This is a genomic window from Acinetobacter sp. 742879 (assembly GCF_000588535.1).
GTDB classification, from domain to species: domain Bacteria; phylum Pseudomonadota; class Gammaproteobacteria; order Pseudomonadales; family Moraxellaceae; genus Acinetobacter; species Acinetobacter pittii.
In genome coordinates, this window is record NZ_JFYC01000003.1 from 186,892 (window position 1) to 204,141 (window position 17,250).

Sequence of the window (17,250 nt, forward strand, 5' to 3'; positions counted from 1 at the left end):
AATTTTCCTTAATTATGAAGCTGATTCAAATTAAGATGAATTTATTGGTTATCCCATTCGATCCTATAAGGAGAACTCATGAGTGACAGCAGCAATCAATTGATGCCCCTGTCATTGTCTGCGCCCGGTGTAAACCTTGGTGCATATATCAGTACTGTCAATCAGATTCCTATTTTAACGGCCGAGCAAGAAAAAGAACTTGCTGAACGTTATTATTATGACCAAGATCTTGATGCCGCAAAAATGCTGGTAATGTCGCATTTACGTTTTGTCGTTCATATTGCGCGCAGCTATGCAGGTTATGGCCTACCACAAGGCGACCTTATTCAAGAAGGTAATTTAGGCTTAATGAAAGCCGTTAAACGTTTCGACCCAAATATGGGCGTGCGTCTAGTATCTTTTGCCGTCCACTGGATTAAGGCAGAAATTCATGAATACGTTATTCGCAACTGGCGTATCGTCAAGATTGCCACGACAAAAGCTCAGCGTAAATTATTTTTCAATTTACGTAGTTTAAAGAAATCGAGTAAAAAGTTAACGCTCGAAGAAGCTCAATCGATTGCTAATGACTTAAATGTAACTCCAGAACAAGTTCTGGAAATGGAAGGTCGTTTAACTGCCTATGATGCTGCTTTTGAGGCACAAGGTGATGACGATGATGACACCCCTCATACTGCTCCTGCGTTGTATCTTGAAGATAACCGCTACGACCCTGCCCGTTTAGTCGAAAACGAAGACTGGGAAGAGCAAAGTACTTCAGCCTTGCATGATGCAATGGACCAGTTAGATGACCGTTCACGTAATATTTTACAACGCCGCTGGTTAGATGATGACAAATCTACTCTTCACGAGTTAGCAGCTGAATATAATGTTTCGGCAGAACGTATTCGTCAGCTTGAAAAGAATGCGATGGAAAAAATCAAAACTGCCATGTCAGCAAGCTAAAATAAATGAAAAAAATAAAAGGGCGAATCGCCCTTTTGTTTTATCTGGCTATGTTTAGCCAACCCAATCTATGTTAACGTTGCCTTTCATTATTCAGTTGCGTTTTTTGTTATGTGGATCGCCATTTCAGCCCTTAATCTTGCTTTTGCAGTCATGTTGGGTGCTTTTGGAGCACATGGTCTTAAAGCTCACGCGGGTCCTGAGCAACTTGCTTGGTGGCAGACTGCAACCGACTACTTTTTTTATCATGCGCTTGGCCTATTAGCTCTTGGTATTTTAAGTAAGGTTCTTCCTCATTTCCCAATCAAGTTATCTTTCTTGCTTATCCAAATTGGTATTCTATTTTTTTGTGGTTCGCTTTACATCATGGCGCTAGGTTTACCACGAATATTAGGCGCAATTACGCCAATCGGTGGAGCCTTAATGATTGCGGGATGGCTAGTCTTGGCTTGGAATGCTTTCAAATACGCAAAATAATCGGAATGTGATCATGCAAATTTATTTAAATGGCGAATTAACGGACACGCCTAGCCAAAACCTGTTGCAACTCATTCAGGAGTTGGCACTTGAAGGAAAACGTTTTGCTGTTGAGCACAATCAGCAAATCGTTTCTAAAAGCAAATTAGAGCAAATTTCTATTGCTCAACATGACCGTATCGAAATTATTCACGCTGTTGGCGGCGGCTAAGTCGGAGTTATCCATGCAAGACACCCCTCTCATTATTGGTTCACGTTCTTTTCAATCTCGTTTATTGGTTGGAACTGGCAAATATAAAGACTTAAATGAAACGGATTTAGCTATTCAAGCCAGTGGTGCAGAAATCGTAACCGTCGCAATCCGCCGTGTGAATATTGGACAAAATCCAGATCAACCGAATTTACTTTCGGTCATCCCACCAGAGAAATATACAATTTTGCCAAATACCGCAGGTTGTTTTGATGCTGACAGCGCAGTACGCACGTGTATGCTAGCGCGTGAGTTACTCGATGGTCATAACCTAGTAAAACTTGAAGTATTGGGTGATGAAAAAACCTTATATCCAAATGTAACCGAGACTTTAAAAGCCGCGCGCACTTTGATTGATGACGGTTTTGAGATTATGGTCTATACCTCTGACGACCCAATCATTGCTCAAGAACTTGAAAGTATGGGCTGTGTTGCGATTATGCCTTTAGGTAGTCTAATTGGTTCAGGTTTAGGTATTTTAAATCCACATACCATTTCAATTATTAAAGAAAATGCAAAAGTTCCAGTTTTAGTCGATGCAGGCGTTGGTACAGCAAGTGATGCTGCTATTGCGATGGAACTTGGATGTGATGGTGTATTGATGAATACAGCAATTGCAGCTGCCCAAAACCCTATTTTGATGGCTTCTGCAATGAAAAAAGCTGTTGAAGCAGGACGTGAAGCATTTTTAGCAGGTCGTATGCCACGTAAACGCATGGCAAATGCAAGCTCGCCAGAAACAGGTTATTTCTTTAAATAATTTATTTCCAAGGAATCACTGCTTTTTCCAGTGATTCCTCTCCTGTCATATAACCATTTTACGTTTTAAAAATATATCGCTTTATTCTAATATGCTTAGGCTATTCCAATATTCGTCTTAAATTATCCTTGGCGTTTAACTCAAAATTCTTTTGGAAATATACAGTTTGATAAAGTGGCTCAGACTGATAAAAATGTATTAAAACTTGTTTTCTCTTAATTGAATATACTTCTGGATCAACCCAAGAATACTCCTGCTGAATTTGTTGTTCATACTGGATAAAACGTTCAGGTGTTGCTGCCAAAATAGCTAAATCAATATCCAATAAAAATTGCAAATCTGTTTCATCGGTTAATGCATGCTTTTGAGTCGCAAGAATCCAACGCTTTATTTTCTCTAGGGTATCGAACGATAAATCTTGCGCCATCAATTGTTCAAATAACTCAGCACTTTTAAGCTCATTGTCTTTAGCTTCTGGATCATAGACTGCATCATGAAACCAAAGAGCCAATGCAACAGCATACGGATCATTTAATTCGTATTGAACCGCCTCCATTAAACTCAAACATTCATATAAATGTTGGACGGTATGGTAGGCTCGCTGTTTTTCACTATAAGCCGCAATAAGTTCATCATAGATTTTCTGCGGTTCAGAAAAATCATAATGCTGATGCAGCTCAAACCAAACATGCTTTAGTTTTGATAAATAAAGCTGCATCATCAATTAACCACGCTTAAGATTATTGTTCATCACGTTTAAACACCAACTCTTTTGCCGATGAGTTATCAGCATCAAAGTAATAACCCTCGGTATTAAACGCTTTGATGTCTTCAGCTTTATTTAATTGGTTTTCAATCATAAAACGAGCCATTAAACCGCGTGCTTTTTTCGCATAGAAACTTATGACTTTATATTTGCCATTTTTCTGGTCAAGAAAAACAGGCTTCACAATTTCAGCCTTAATTTTCTTTTCATTGACAGACTTGTAATATTCATCTGAAGCTAGATTTACCAGCAATTCAGATTTAATTGCTGCCAAGTCTTCATTAATTTGGTTAGTGATGATATCACCCCAGAATTCATACAAATTATGACCGCGAGTATTTTTTAATTTAGTACCCATCTCTAAACGATAAGGCATCATTAAATCCAAAGGACGCAATAAACCATATAGACCAGACAGCATACGTAAATGCTGCTGTGCAAAATCAATATCTTTATCTTTTAAATGATAAGCATCTAAACCAGTGTAAACATCCCCTTTAAATGCATAGATTGCTTGGCGAGCATTTGAGAAATTAAATTCGAGATTCCAATCTCTAAATCGATCTGCATTTAGTGTGGCAATTTTTTCACTGACACTCATTAAACTCGCAATTTCCGAAGCAGAAAGTTTGCGACAAACATCAATTAATTGTGCTGAGTTTTCTAACAAGCGAGGCTGAGTAAACTCATCTGTAGGTAACGCTGATTCATAATCTAAAGTTTTTGCAGGAGAAATTAAAGCAAGCATAGACAACCTGAAAAAATTATTCTTAATACCAACTATAACAGTAGATATTTTTTAATGCTAACTCGTGTTTTCAATGACGACTATCGGTAAAATAGCATCACGTATTGTTATTTAGCGGTTCTTATATGTCTGAGCAAACTTTCATCCAGGGTCCAGTAGGTAAAATTGAACTTTTCGTTGACCGCCCTGAAGGTGAAATCAAAGGCTTTGCGGTTGTTTGTCATCCGCACCCATTGCAAGGTGGAACCCCTCAACATAAAGTCCCTGCCCTTTTAACCCAAATCTTTAATGAATATGGTTGTATTGTTTACCGTCCTAGTTTCCGTGGTTTAGGCGGCAGTGAAGGCATTCATGATGAAGGCCATGGTGAAACTGAAGATATCTTAGCTGTAATTGAGCACGTTCGTAAGCTTCATGAAGGCCTACCATTTTATGCAGGCGGTTTTAGCTTTGGCTCACATGTTTTAGCAAAATGCTTTGCACAGCTTGCACCTGAATTACGGCCTGTACAGTTAATTTTATGTGGTTTACCAACAGCTACTGTAGTAGGTTTACGTCACTATAAAACTCCTGAAATTCAAGGTGATATTCTACTCATTCATGGTGAGCAAGATGATATTACTTTACTTGCAGATGCAATTGAGTGGGCAAAACCACAAAAACATCCAATCACAATTTTACCGGGTGCTAACCACTTCTTTACAGGCTATTTAAAGCAGCTTCGCCAAATCATTACACGTTTTATTATCATGAAATAAACGGTAACTTGATGGGCATAACTTGAGAGCATGCCCATCATTTTTAAGCCATGTCCTTATTGAAAATTATTCCAACTTAACCCAAAACGGGCTAAATATTTTTTCACTCTGTCACTATCGTTTGTTGTATTACGTTGTTGGCGAGATACCGAAAAGAGTTGTCTTCCCGCCTCTGCCATTGATTTTGAATTTTCGCAGACTTTGAGCACACCTCGTAATTGAATCTGATCAAATTCATCTATTTGCTCTATTTGTTCAGAATCCAAATAGTTCAACAAAATATCTGTATTTTTATCATTGTAAGATTCACCCTGAATAAGCCAAAGCTGCTTTAGACGTTGAATTTCTTTTTCTACAGCTTCACGGCGAATTAACTCACCTTGCGATAAAGTTGCCAAACGAGTTACGCTCGCTGCTAAATCTCTAAAATTTCCTTGCCATGATGCATCTACTGATTTAGCAAACTTTAAATATGTTTCTAAAGCATCACGTTGAAAACGTAATTGTCTTTGATGAATTGCAGCAAAACGCTGTAGCTCAAAATCAATATTGGGTGCAATATCTTCTACACGGTCTTTTAAATTTGGTAAGAAGAACGTCCACGTATTCAAACGAGCCCATAGATCTTCACGGAATCGGCCAGCTTGAACTTCATTACGTAAATCGCGGTTAGTACCTGCGATTAGCTGAAAATCGGCCTGAATTTCCTTATCACTTCCAACGGGAAAAAAGCTTTTGTCTTCTAGCGCTTTTAGCAGCATAGCTTGTTCATCAAGTCCCAATTCACCAATTTCATCTAAAAACAAAATGCCTTGGTCAGCACTTTTTAATAAACCAGCACGAGATGCAGCTGCTCCTGTAAATGCACCTTTTATATGACCAAATAAAGTTGACATGGCACTATCACCACGCAAAGTTGCACAGTTAACATCAATAAAACGGCCGCTTAATTGAAATTTATCTTTCTTTAACTGAAAAATTTGTTTTGCCAAATGAGACTTACCAACCCCTGTTGCCCCCATAATTAAAATAGGCGCACTAGAGCGGGTTGCAACTAATTCAACTTCCTCAATAAGCTGATTAAACGCTTTATTATGAGTAGAAATATTGGCTTTAAGTTGTTGCCAATTTTGCTTTTGCTCATCATCGAAGCGCTGTTTTAAAACATCGTATCGAGATAAGTCCAGATCAATAATTCTATACTCACCTTCTGATGTCTTGTGTTGGTTAGGTGAACTTTGAATGAGTTGAGCTGGTAAATAATGTGCATCTACCAATAAGTACCAACAAATTTGAGCAACATGCGTTCCTGTCGTGATATGCAGTAAATAGTTATTTTTTTCAACATCAAACGGATAAGTTTTTACAAAGTCATAGAGTGCACCATAAACTTCAGCAAAATCCCAAGGATCTTTTATACTGACCTTATGTCCAGAAACCTCAGTTTGTGGAGAGATCTCTTTAGCATCTGCTGCTATAGATTTAACTAAATTATGATGTTGTCGATCATGTAACAGCACCAATTCATCGACAAGCAAATCTTCATGCATTAACAGGCTAATCGTAGGACGCCAACGTTGCCATCGATCTGGCTTTCTCCCCTGATCAAGTGTAGAACCGACAAAGCCAATAACGACTGTTTTCTTTGCATCCTTCATAATTTCTATAAAATTTTATAAGTGTCTATAATATACAATACGCATTTGACCAAAAAATTCCAAGAATATGCTTCATTTTACTTTTTTAGGCACGTCTTCAGGTGTACCGACCCTGACACGTAATGTTTCAGGATTAGCAGTTCGTAACAGCAAAAATAAGGACTGGATTTTAATTGATGCTGGCGAAGGGACACAGCATCGCATTCAACAAGCCAAACTTTCACTACAAAACCTAGTTGCCATTTGTATTACACATGTTCACGGCGACCATTGTTATGGTCTAGTTGGTTTATTGGCAAGTGCAGGCATGAATGCCCGTAGCAAACCCTTAATCGTGATTGCACCGAAAGAAATTCAGCAATGGTTTGAAATCACTGCCCAGCTTACAGATTTATATTTGCCCTATTCCCTTCAATTTATTGATGTAAATGAAGCAACGCAGCCACAACAGATCACTGACGAATTCATTGTTCAAGCACATCAACTAAGCCATCGTGTTCCAAGTTTTGCTTTTAGCATTTATATCAAATCTATTCAGAAGAAGTTAGATACCCAAGCTCTAACTCAGCTTGGCGTACCTCAAGGCGACATGTGGGGCCATTTGAAACGAGGTTACAATATCGAATTTGACGGACAAACTTTAAAAGCTCAAGACTTTATCAAAATACAAAATCAACAAGTTCATGCAATTATAGGTGGCGATAATGACCAACCTGAACTGTTAGCAAACGCTTGCAAAGATGCGCAACTCCTTATTCACGAATCAACATACTTGCAAACGGTTTTAGATAAAGTTGGCAAAGGTCCAATGCATAGCTCAGCCCAAATGGTGGCTGAATTTGCAGAACAGCAATCTTTAAGTAATCTAATTCTGACGCACTTTAGCCCCCGACATCAAGATAAAGCTGGGCAACAAGCTATTACTGAAGAAGTTCGCCAGTTTTATAAAGGTCATTTTTATTTAGCAAATGATTTTGATGAGTTTACTTTAAATGAAGCTGGACAGCTTTTAAAAGTCGATAAAAATCATAAGACCAATTAAATACATATATCCAAAAAGATATTTAAATATATTTATGGATATATTTTTAACATTAAAAGTCACCAATAAAATTTACTAGATATAGATTAAAATTATTTTTATTTATTATTTTTAATAACTTACCATCTACTTCAAGTATTCTCCTCAAAAGTTGGCACACTCAGTGCAATAGTACAAAGCACACAACATCATTGGGATCTTGTGAATAACCCCTGCCTGCAAACGCTTGGCAGGCAGGCTTTGAAAGGAAAAGAAAATGTCTGTCATTGAAGAAATTAACCAACAAGCTCAGTTTGAACAAAAGCAGCAACAACGTTCTTATGAAGTTCTGCAAAATGAAAAAAGTATGCCAGTCAAAATGTGGACTAAAGGCGTGCTTGTTGATGACAACTCAAAACAACAATTATTACAAACAGCTCAAATGCCTTTTATTTATAAATGGATGGCTGTTATGCCAGATGTACACTTCGGTTTAGGAGCAACTATTGGTAGCGTAATTCCAACTAAAGGGGCAATTATTCCTGCTGCTGTGGGTGTAGATATTGGTTGTGGAATGATGGCAACCCGTACAAGCTTAACTGCTTCAGATTTACCAGATAATTTACATGCTCTACGTACTGAACTTGAACGATTAATTCCACATGGAATGACTAAGCGCGGACGTGATCGTGGGTCATGGGAAACTCCACCAGAAATGGTAGATCAAGCTTGGACCGATCTGGTTGCGGACTTTGAATACATTTGTGCAAAACATCCACGCTTAAAAAACACCAATAATCGCAAGCACTTGGGGACTTTAGGTACTGGAAACCACTTTGTCGAAATCTGTTTAGATGAGCATGATCATGTTTGGATTATGTTGCACTCAGGTTCTCGTGGTGTAGGAAATGCTATAGGTAATCATTTTATCGAACTTGCCCGTAAAGATATGCAGAAGCATTTTATTAATTTGCCAAATAAAGATTTAGCATACTTGGTTGAAGGAACTGAACATTTTGATGATTACTGGTTTGCGGTAGGTTGGGCTCAACGCTTTGCGATGAAGAATCGAGAAATCATGATGCAATCTGCGATTAAAGCCTTGGCTACGATTGTACCAAAGCCTTTTCAGGCACGTTTGGAAGCGGTGAACTGTCACCATAACTATGTGGAAAAGGAAGAGCATTACGGTGAAGAAGTAATGGTCACTCGTAAAGGTGCAGTTCGTGCGCGTTTAGGTGAATATGGAATTATTCCAGGCTCAATGGGAGCGAAGTCGTTTATTGTCCGTGGGCTTGGAAATCAGGAATCTTTCTGTTCATGTTCGCATGGTGCAGGCCGTGTTATGAGCCGTACTGAAGCAAAACGACGTTTTACTGTTGAAGATCAAATTGCACAAACTGAAGGTGTGGAATGCCGTAAAGATGCTGCTGTTATTGATGAAATTCCATCGGCATATAAACCAATTGAAGATGTAATGAAAGCACAAAGCGATTTGGTTGAAGTAGTGTATACCTTACGACAAGTGGTGTGTGTTAAAGGGTGATCTAATGAACCAAATTGAAACTGGAATTGTGCAATTTGAATGGGCAATAAAACTCTATTTATATGAAAATGCATTTGTACCAGCTATTACTTTAGCTGGTGCTGCGGAAGGTATTTTTGGTGAAATTAAAAGTGGCTATATATTTCATCAAGTCAGTGAAAATATTGAGATAAACAACAACTTACAAGTAAAACTAGTTTCTAAAGAAATTAATAAAGTCAGAAATTGGTTAAAGCATGGGAGTTGTCATCAATCATTTACCGAGCTAAGTGAGCAAGAGTTTACAGAGGCTGCAATCAGTCGAATCATTATTGCTGCAACAGCCTTAATTCATTTAAAACCTGATTACATGAGTAATTTGTTTATTAAATTTATGCAGCATACTCAAACCCATTATTCAGATTTCCTACCCGATGATAATTTTGACTGGAATAAAATAGAGATAGAAGAATGAAACTCGCAGAAGCACTTTTACTTCGAAGCGATCAACAAAAAAAGCTTGCTTCGTTAAAACAACGAATTAATGCCAATGTATTGGTACAAGAAGGTGATGAACCTAGTGAAGATCCAAATGAGCTCATCAAACAAGTATTCGCTTTAACTCAGGAAAGCAATCAATTGATTTGTCGTATTCACTTGACCAATGCACAAGCAAAACTGGAAGATGGCAAAGTATTGTTGTCCCTATTAAGCTTGCGTGATAGTTATGCTGAACAGCATAAGATTTTAATAGATGCGATTGCCAATACACATCGAGAACCTGATCGTTATAGCTCACGTGAAATTAAGTGGAAGAAAGTCATTCCTGTTTCTAGCTTACAAAAGCAGGCGGATGATATCAGTGCAAAACTCCGTGACTTAAACGTTAAAATTCAGGCCGCTAATTGGCAAATTGATCTAATCGATTAAACAATAGATTTTGTGAAATCATTTTCACAATCAAAGTTTGGACATACTGGGCGAGTACAAGATCCTGCATTACTCCGATCTGAGGGATTGAAAATAATTCAGGCGGCTATGGCAGCATGTGAGCCGTGCATCGATATTCACTTATCAGGCTCAGCACTATGCACCTAGTAAACCTTTGTCAAAAGCAAAGTCACGCGTTACTTCGCATTACCATGTACTGACAGTATGTTCATTAAATTAGAAAATAAGGAAAATATAAGTGAATACAGTTTTGGCAAATATGCCAAAAGCCATTCAAATTGATGGCTCACAAGGTGAAGGCGGTGGGCAGATTTTAAGAACTGCCCTTGCCCTATCAATGATTACAGGTCAGCCGTTTGAATTAATTAATATACGTGCTGGGCGTAAAAAACCAGGTTTAATGCGTCAACATTTGGTTTGCGTACAAGCATCTCAACAAATTAGCCAAGCTTATGTAGAGAGTGCTGAATTACATAGCCAGCGTTTATATTTCGCACCTCAGCATGTTCAAAGTGGTAAATATCAATTTCAAATCGGTTCGGCGGGGAGTACAACACTAGTTTTACAAACACTTCTACCTGTTTTGTTATTAAAAAATGAAGCTACCGAACTCACCATTTCAGGGGGTACACATAACCCACTTGCACCAACAGCAGATTTTATTGAACACTGCTTTTTACCTGCTCTAACAAAGATTGGAATTAACGTCGATTTTAGATTAAATAAAGCTGGCTTCTTTCCAATTGGTGCAGGTGAAATTCAGATTACCGTTCAGCCATGGCGAGATCGAATGAGCTTAAATTTATTAGATCGTGGTGCTTTGCAATGCAATGAAGCTTTTGCAGCAGTATTAAATCTTTCAGAAGAAGCACAGATAGCACAACGTGAATTAACCACATTAAGTAAAAAACTAAACTTAAGCTCTCAGCAGCAATTTCATTTAAATGGAATTAGCCAAGGCAATACAGTCTATGTGAAAGTTACTCATCAATATCACACTCAACTGTTTACAGCTTTAGGTGAGATGCGCAAAAGTGCAGAGCAAATAGCTGATCATTTAGCAAAAGATGTAAATCTATATTTATCTTCGCAGGCTGTTGTAGATGAGTATTTGGCAGATCAATTACTTCTACCTTTAGCTCTAGGTCAAGGTGGTGAATTCACCGCACAATGTATTAGCGAACACACTCGTACTCAAGCAGCCATGATTGAAAAATTTATTGATTGTGAAATCGAGTTTATCGAGTTAAATCCACATCATTTTCATGTAAAAGTTAAAGTTTAAGAAGCTCACAATTGAGCTTCTTATTTGTAAAAACTACTCTACAGATGCTAAAGCTGTTACCAACAGCTTCCAGCATTTCTCTACAGTATCAACTTTGACTCGTTCACCTGGTGCATGCGCACCCTGAATATCCGGTCCAAAAGAAACCATTTGTAGATGTGGATAATGCTCGGCAATAATCCCACACTCTAAGCCTGCATGAATTACTTTTAGATTTGGCTCAATGTTAAATGCATTTTGATAGGCCTGCTGTAAACACTTTAGAGCAGCCGAATCTGGATTTGGTGTCCAACCCGACACTAACGGCGTAAGTGTAGAGCCGATATTAAATTGACTGAAATGTTTTTGAATTTTTTCTGCAAAGTCTTGAGCTTCTTGGTTCACCATTGAACGGACCATTAAGACAGCTTTTCCGCCGTCTCTATTTAGTCTCACCACTCCAATATTATTTGAAGTCTCAACTACATCTGATAGAACCTGACTCATACTTGCAACGCCATAAGGACTTGTTGCTAAAGCTTGCAACCATTCATTTTGCTGTTGTTGAGCAATCACTTCGGTCACTTCAGCACTATTAGGCTGAATAGTTAATTGCAGGTTGTCATCAATACCCTGTAATTGGTTTTTCCATGTCGTTTGATATTCAGCGAGTAATTTTTCTAATTCAGGCAATTGGTTAGATGAAATGGCAATAGTTGCTACAGCTTCGCGAGGTAAAGCATTACGAGCTGTACCACCTATAAACTCAACAAGCCGTCCACCAAGTTTCGCTAAATGCTGATTTAAAAAACGGGCCAGAATAACGTTGGCATTACCACGTCCTAAATGGATATCTACGCCAGAGTGGCCACCTTTAAGACCAGCCACCTGAATATTAACAATATTCAAATTTTCAGGAATTGGTTCATAATTAAGCGGTTGCTCAACTTCAACATCAATACTACCAGCACATCCGAGATACAACTCGCCCCACTCTTCTGTATCAATATTAAATAGCCACTTCCCTTTCAGTACCCCTGCCTGTAAAAGTCGCGCACCACTCATCCCTGCTTCTTCATCAACAGTTAAAAGAACTTCAATTGGCCCATGAGCAATATCATTTGAGTCTAAAACTGCCAAAGCTAAGGCTACACCAATGCCATTATCGGCACCTAAAGTAGTATCTTTAGCAATTAACCAGCCATCTTCGAGGACTGGACAAATCGGGTCTTTAAAGAAATCATGTACTGTGCCAGTGTTAGCTTGTGTGACCATATCTAAGTGGCCTTGAAGAATAACGCCAGACACATGTTCTTTACCCGTGGTCGCATTCTTACGGATGATTAAATTACCAACTTCATCTACGTAAGTTTCTAAATTTCGACCTTCAGCCCAGTTTCTTAAAAACTCACGAAGCTGCTTTTCGTGCTTTGAGGGACGCGGAATAGTGCAAAGTGTTTGAAAATGCTGCCAAACCACTTGAGGAGATAAGTTCGAAAAATCAAATGGCACCATATATTTATACTCTCACAAATATTCTTAATAAACGTAGGTTTATTGAAAGATAAGAATTTATCAGCGCAGTTTTAGCTTTTTATTAAAATCGACGCTGATAAATTAAAAAATGACTTTAAATGTAGAATATATTAGGTATAAAAATCAAAGCTAAATTTCGCGAACCAAACGGAATCCCCACATAATTGAACGAGCTTGTGAAGTTACATACGCATTACGATAAGCAGTTCGCACGTTATAAGTGTTATATATCCATGCCCCTCCACGTAAAACTGGGAAATTACACTGTCCATTATTTTCTTCACCCCAGCGACGATTCACACTAGGAGCATTTTCATAATTTGAATGCCAGCAGTCATCCACCCATTCTCGTGCGTTGGCACTCATATCATATAAACCAAAATTGTTTGGTAAAAACTTCCCTACTGGTGATGTAAATGCATAACCATCGGTGCATTTAAATAGACTCCAACCACTGGTTTGGGGTAATGCTGCCGCTGTAGATGGATCTAATACATTTGCGTATTTACAAGCTTGGTCAAGATTAAGGTCATCTCCCCAATAATACGCTGTTGTCGTTCCAGCACGCGCCGCATATTCCCACTCAACTTCTGTTGGTAAACGGTAGGTCTGACCTGTTTTTTTAGATAACCATTTCGCAAATTCTCTTCCATCTTCACGACGTACACATACAACAGGATCCTGAGGTGTTTGATTCATACCAGAATTATTCGGATTTAAATCATCTCGATACCACATATTGAAGACACCATTGCGTGTTTCCCAATTACGACACCCCTCGACTTCCCATCCAGTTTCCTTTTGGAAAGCCTGGAACTCAGCAATTGTTGTTTCATAAGTTGACATTGCAAATGGTTTTTCGACTTGTACTAAGTGCTGAGGTAATTCGTATGGTCGAGATTGAGCTGGTACATTTTGTTGTTCTTGCTCATTTATATTTCCGCCCATTAAAAAGCTGCCAGCTGGAATAACCGTCATTTCTGGACAAAAACTATCTGAACAATCTTTGAATTTAGACTTTGCTAGTGTTGATTGATTAATATTGGTGTTGGTTAATGAGGCTAATTTAATTTCAGGATTTATATTTGGCGGGTTATTGATTTGATGAATTAATAAATTAATTGTTCCTTGCCATTCACTTAACATTTCTCTTAGCATGGCAGGTCGTTCAATACTTACGCCTGTTCCATCATAGTCTGGAGCATTACACCTCGCTCTTAATACAGTTGACTCATCGGTAAGCTGAGCTAGTTTCGGGATAATTTGATTATCAAGAAAAACTCCCAAATTATTTGAACTAGCGATATTAGCTCTTAGTTCTGCCGCTGATTTTTGAGCAATTGCTGCCTCACTGATAACTTTAGAATAGACACTATCACACTGATTTTCTTGCCATACTAGATTTTGCTTAAGACTCTCTAAGGAAGTAATTGTTCCTTCTAACAACTTCTGGTTCGTTGAATTTATGGTTGTATCTTTATCATCACTATTACACGCTGATAATAAGGAGATAATCAATATACCAAAGCCTTTTAAATAATTACTGGAAATTATATTCATGTTAATTCTCTGTAAAATAATATAAATAAGAAGAGGAAATTGAGTTGTTCTTTGTTAAAAAGTATTTTTAAATTAATAGAAAATTAGTTCAAAATTCAAACAATATTATTTTTTCGTTTGTTAATTTTTATTAAATAATGTCGCTACAAAAATAAATAACTCTTATCAATATTAATAAGTCAAAAGAGTGAATAAATATGTTCACTCTTACTTAATAAAATATAATTAATTGATTAAGACTTCCAAACAAATTGAGAAAAGCTATGATCAGCCTTCAAACTATTTTCAACTGCCTGTGCAAGCTGACGAATAATGCTTTGTGTTTCGATTTTCTCAAACCAATCTTGTTCTTCATCAGGATTGGCAGAGATTTCACACATCAAATGCCCTTCATGGTCTGTTTTCTGACAAGTAATAGATAATGGCAAAAGATGATTATCTATACTGACTTCTACTTTTTCATGTTCATGCACAATGTGCTGCGCATCAAAACCATAATGCCCCAATTGCTTAAACAGTAAAGCCGCTACATATTCTTGAGTGATATGGCATTCATTTGGTGGATGATCAAGCACCCCATGCTGTGGGCAACTAGCAATAAATTGTAATTTTTTCATCCTTTGTCCTAACACTATTATCATTATCTGCACTTAGCATAAGCAATAAACAAACAGCAGCCAAGCCTTTAGCCCGCTGCTGCCGTTGCTATTGTGTTAGCAATTATAAAATGTGTCAGGTCAAAAGTTATTGGCTAACTTCGATTGTTAAGCCTGCACGATTCGCCAACTCAGTGAAAGTCGGGAAGCTTGTCGCCACAGTTTCAGTACCATGAATTGTAATCGGACCAGAATTACGAAGACCTGCCATACTAAAACTCATAGCAATACGGTGGTCATGATGTGATTCAATTTCGCCGCCAGCAAAGATTGGTGACCAATCGCCAGATTTGCCTTTACCTTCGATAATGATGCCATCATCAGTTGGCGTACAGTCAATACCCATGATTTTTAAGCCATCAGCCATAACCTGAATACGGTCAGACTCTTTCACACGAAGTTCTGCCGCACCAGTTAATACTGTTTGGCCTTCGGCACAAGCTGCTGCAATAAATAAAGCTGGGAATTCATCAATTGCTAAAGGAACTTGGTCTTCTGGCATATGAATGCCTTTAAGCGTGCGTGAACCTTTAATATGAATATCAGCAATAGGCTCTCCACCGGCAATACGTTCATTTTCAACAGTCAGGTCAGCACCCATCTGTTTTAAAATTTCAATTACGCCAGTACGTGTTGGATTAATACCTACAGCTTCCAGAACAACATCGGAACCTTCAGTAATTGCAGCACCCACCATAAAGAAAGCAGCAGATGAAATATCAGATGGAACCTGAATATCAGTACCTACTAATTTCCCGCCACCAACAAGAGAAATCTTGTTGCCTTCGGTTTTAACATCATAACCAAATGCACGAAGCATGCGCTCTGTATGGTCACGAGTTGGTTCTGGCTCAGTGACTGAAGTTTCACCTTCAGCCCATAGGCCCGCAAGTAAAATCCCCGACTTCACCTGAGCAGATGCCATTGGCAAGTCGTATTGAATGCCCTTTAATTGCTGGCTACCCGTAATACTTACAGGTGGTGTACCTTTCTCACCTGTTGTCTGGATTTGCGCACCCATTAAACGTAATGGCTTAGCAATACGCTCCATTGGACGTTTAGAAAGTGATGCATCACCTGTCATCACTGAATCAAATTTTTGTGCTGATAACATGCCTGAAAGCAAACGCATGCTGGTTCCAGAGTTCCCCATATACAAGGCACTCGCTGGTGCTTTTAAACCATGCATACCCACGCCATGAATGGTCACTTCCCCATTCTTAGGGCCTTCAATGCTTACACCCATATCACGGAAAGCTTGTAAAGTTGCCAAAGCATCTTCACCTTCAAGGAAGCCAGTGACATGAGTCGTGCCTTCTGCAATAGCACCAAACATAATAGAGCGATGTGACACAGATTTGTCACCCGGTACGGTAAATTTACCTTTAAAAGCCTTATTTCCCGGTAAGATACTGAATTGCTGTGTCACCTTATTTTTCTCCATTAAAGGTTTTTTGGCTAACATATGATTGAAATGCTGACGTGCTGCCTGAGCATGGCCGAGTAAACCCATTAATGCATGAGAATCTTCGTTTTCAATCAATTTTCTAAGTACGGTAAGTTGTTTCTCGAAGCCATCTACAGCATTTAATATAGCGGTTTTATTGGCAAAGAAAATGTCATGCCACATTTGTGGATCACTAGCAGCAATACGCGAAAAGTCACGAAAGCCACCTGCTGCATAGCGGAAAATATCAAGGTTATCTTCACGGTTTGCAAGTTGCTCAACCAAATTAAATGCCATCAAGTGCGGTAAATGACTTGTATGTGCTAAAACTTCATCATGCTTGGCAACGTCCATACAAATGACTTCAGCTTTAGCAGCAGACCAAAGTTGAATCAGTTTATCAACAGCCCATTCTGCACTTGTGGGTAACGGCGTTAAAATCACTTTATGATTTGCAAATAAATCGACCTTACCCGCATGAACGCCCGTATGCTCACTACCAGCAATAGGATGGCCTGGTACAAAACCTGCTGGTAAATCTTCACCAAATACAGCTTTTGCTGCATCGACGACATTACCTTTTGTACTTCCTACATCAGTTACAATCGTAGTTTCTGTCAAATAAGGTTTAATTTGCTCAAGCACTTTTTGTGTCGCACGTACTGGCAAGGCTAAAACAACTAAATCTGCCCCTTTCACAGCCTCTACAGGATTAGAAAATCCTTCTTGTATTAAGCCAAGTGATTTTGCATCTTCTAAAGTTTTCTGTGAGCGTGTAGATGCCACAATAGTTGTCGCCAACTTTTCGGCAACAATAACCCGTGCCAAACTCGACCCGATGAGTCCTAAACCAATAAATGCAACTTTTTTAAATAGGGGTTGTGACATAACTTCAACTTTGCTTTTGCTCAACGTGATTTAAACCTTT

At 38.5% G+C, this 17,250-nt stretch carries 17 protein-coding genes; 10 read left to right on the forward strand and 7 right to left on the reverse strand.

All coding sequences use genetic code 11. The features are described from left to right. Positions 1-78: 78 nt before the first annotated feature. The 4 genes from rpoH (at position 79) to J690_RS10255 (ending at position 2,432) form a co-directional block, all read left to right on the forward strand. Complete coding sequence (gene rpoH, locus J690_RS10240; protein ID WP_002115267.1) at positions 79-945, forward strand: RNA polymerase sigma factor RpoH; 867 nt, start codon at positions 79-81, stop codon at positions 943-945. A 111-nt stretch (positions 946-1,056) separates the two neighbouring features. Next, on the forward strand, positions 1,057-1,422 hold the full coding sequence (locus J690_RS10245; protein ID WP_002115263.1) for a DUF423 domain-containing protein: 366 nt from the start codon (positions 1,057-1,059) through the stop codon (positions 1,420-1,422). Positions 1,423-1,435: 13 nt separating this feature from the next. Continuing rightward, the gene (thiS, locus tag J690_RS10250; RefSeq protein ID WP_002115323.1) at positions 1,436-1,633 is read left to right on the forward strand and encodes a sulfur carrier protein ThiS; all 198 of its coding nucleotides are present in this window, start codon (positions 1,436-1,438) and stop codon (positions 1,631-1,633) included. 13 nt (positions 1,634-1,646) lie between these two features. Next, positions 1,647-2,432, forward strand: coding sequence for a thiazole synthase (locus tag J690_RS10255; protein WP_001154366.1), 786 nt, complete (start codon positions 1,647-1,649; stop codon positions 2,430-2,432). A 100-nt stretch (positions 2,433-2,532) separates the two neighbouring features. Here J690_RS10255 and J690_RS10260 read toward each other — a convergent pair whose 3' ends face one another. Beyond that, a complete protein-coding gene (locus J690_RS10260; RefSeq protein ID WP_032035632.1) occupies positions 2,533-3,156 on the reverse strand; it encodes an HD domain-containing protein in 624 nt (207 codons plus the stop codon). A gap of 16 nt (positions 3,157-3,172) precedes the next feature. Next, positions 3,173-3,946 carry a peroxide stress protein YaaA gene (gene yaaA, locus J690_RS10265; protein WP_032035633.1) on the reverse strand — a complete coding sequence of 258 codons (774 nt, stop codon included), beginning with the start codon at positions 3,944-3,946 and terminating at the stop codon, positions 3,173-3,175. Between the two features lie 125 nt (positions 3,947-4,071). On the opposite strand from yaaA, the gene J690_RS10270 reads away from it, so the two are divergent. Further along, entirely contained in the window at positions 4,072-4,704 is a 633-nt protein-coding gene (locus tag J690_RS10270; protein WP_032035634.1) for an alpha/beta hydrolase, read from the forward strand. 56 nt (positions 4,705-4,760) lie between these two features. Here J690_RS10270 and rtcR read toward each other — a convergent pair whose 3' ends face one another. Next, positions 4,761-6,362: an RNA repair transcriptional activator RtcR gene (gene rtcR, locus J690_RS10275; RefSeq protein ID WP_032035636.1), complete on the reverse strand. Its 1,602-nt coding sequence runs from the start codon at positions 6,360-6,362 to the stop codon at positions 4,761-4,763. Between the two features lie 67 nt (positions 6,363-6,429). Here rtcR and J690_RS10280 point away from each other — a divergent pair, with 67 nt between their 5' ends. The 5 genes from J690_RS10280 (at position 6,430) to rtcA (ending at position 11,144) form a co-directional block, all read left to right on the forward strand. After that, the gene (locus J690_RS10280; protein ID WP_032035637.1) at positions 6,430-7,404 is read left to right on the forward strand and encodes a ribonuclease Z; all 975 of its coding nucleotides are present in this window, start codon (positions 6,430-6,432) and stop codon (positions 7,402-7,404) included. Positions 7,405-7,660: 256 nt separating this feature from the next. Continuing rightward, positions 7,661-8,929 carry an RtcB family protein gene (locus J690_RS10285; RefSeq protein ID WP_002115268.1) on the forward strand — a complete coding sequence of 423 codons (1,269 nt, stop codon included), beginning with the start codon at positions 7,661-7,663 and terminating at the stop codon, positions 8,927-8,929. Positions 8,930-8,933: 4 nt separating this feature from the next. Continuing rightward, positions 8,934-9,383 carry a hypothetical protein gene (locus J690_RS10290; protein ID WP_005073496.1) on the forward strand — a complete coding sequence of 150 codons (450 nt, stop codon included), beginning with the start codon at positions 8,934-8,936 and terminating at the stop codon, positions 9,381-9,383. Beyond that, positions 9,380-9,838, forward strand: a complete 459-nt coding sequence (locus J690_RS10295) for a DIP1984 family protein (RefSeq protein ID WP_005073494.1) — start codon at positions 9,380-9,382, stop codon at positions 9,836-9,838. The genes J690_RS10290 and J690_RS10295 overlap by 4 nt, the downstream gene beginning before the upstream one ends. 259 nt (positions 9,839-10,097) lie before the next feature. Continuing rightward, positions 10,098-11,144, forward strand: coding sequence for an RNA 3'-terminal phosphate cyclase (rtcA, locus tag J690_RS10300; protein WP_032035638.1), 1,047 nt, complete (start codon positions 10,098-10,100; stop codon positions 11,142-11,144). A gap of 33 nt (positions 11,145-11,177) precedes the next feature. Here the strand turns inward: rtcA and J690_RS10305 are convergent, their stop codons facing one another. The 4 genes from J690_RS10305 to J690_RS10320 all read right to left on the reverse strand — a co-directional run bounded on the left by J690_RS10305 (position 11,178) and on the right by J690_RS10320 (position 17,210). Next, positions 11,178-12,638, reverse strand: a complete 1,461-nt coding sequence (locus J690_RS10305) for an aminoacyl-histidine dipeptidase (RefSeq protein WP_032035639.1) — start codon at positions 12,636-12,638, stop codon at positions 11,178-11,180. A gap of 150 nt (positions 12,639-12,788) precedes the next feature. Then, a complete protein-coding gene (locus J690_RS10310; RefSeq protein ID WP_171073729.1) occupies positions 12,789-14,219 on the reverse strand; it encodes a formylglycine-generating enzyme family protein in 1,431 nt (476 codons plus the stop codon). A 233-nt stretch (positions 14,220-14,452) separates the two neighbouring features. Then, positions 14,453-14,836 (reverse strand): hypothetical protein, encoded by a 384-nt coding sequence (locus tag J690_RS10315; RefSeq protein ID WP_002118252.1) that lies wholly within the window; start codon positions 14,834-14,836, stop codon positions 14,453-14,455. A gap of 127 nt (positions 14,837-14,963) precedes the next feature. Next, positions 14,964-17,210 carry a bifunctional prephenate dehydrogenase/3-phosphoshikimate 1-carboxyvinyltransferase gene (locus tag J690_RS10320; RefSeq protein WP_032035643.1) on the reverse strand — a complete coding sequence of 749 codons (2,247 nt, stop codon included), beginning with the start codon at positions 17,208-17,210 and terminating at the stop codon, positions 14,964-14,966. Positions 17,211-17,250 lie beyond the last annotated feature (40 nt).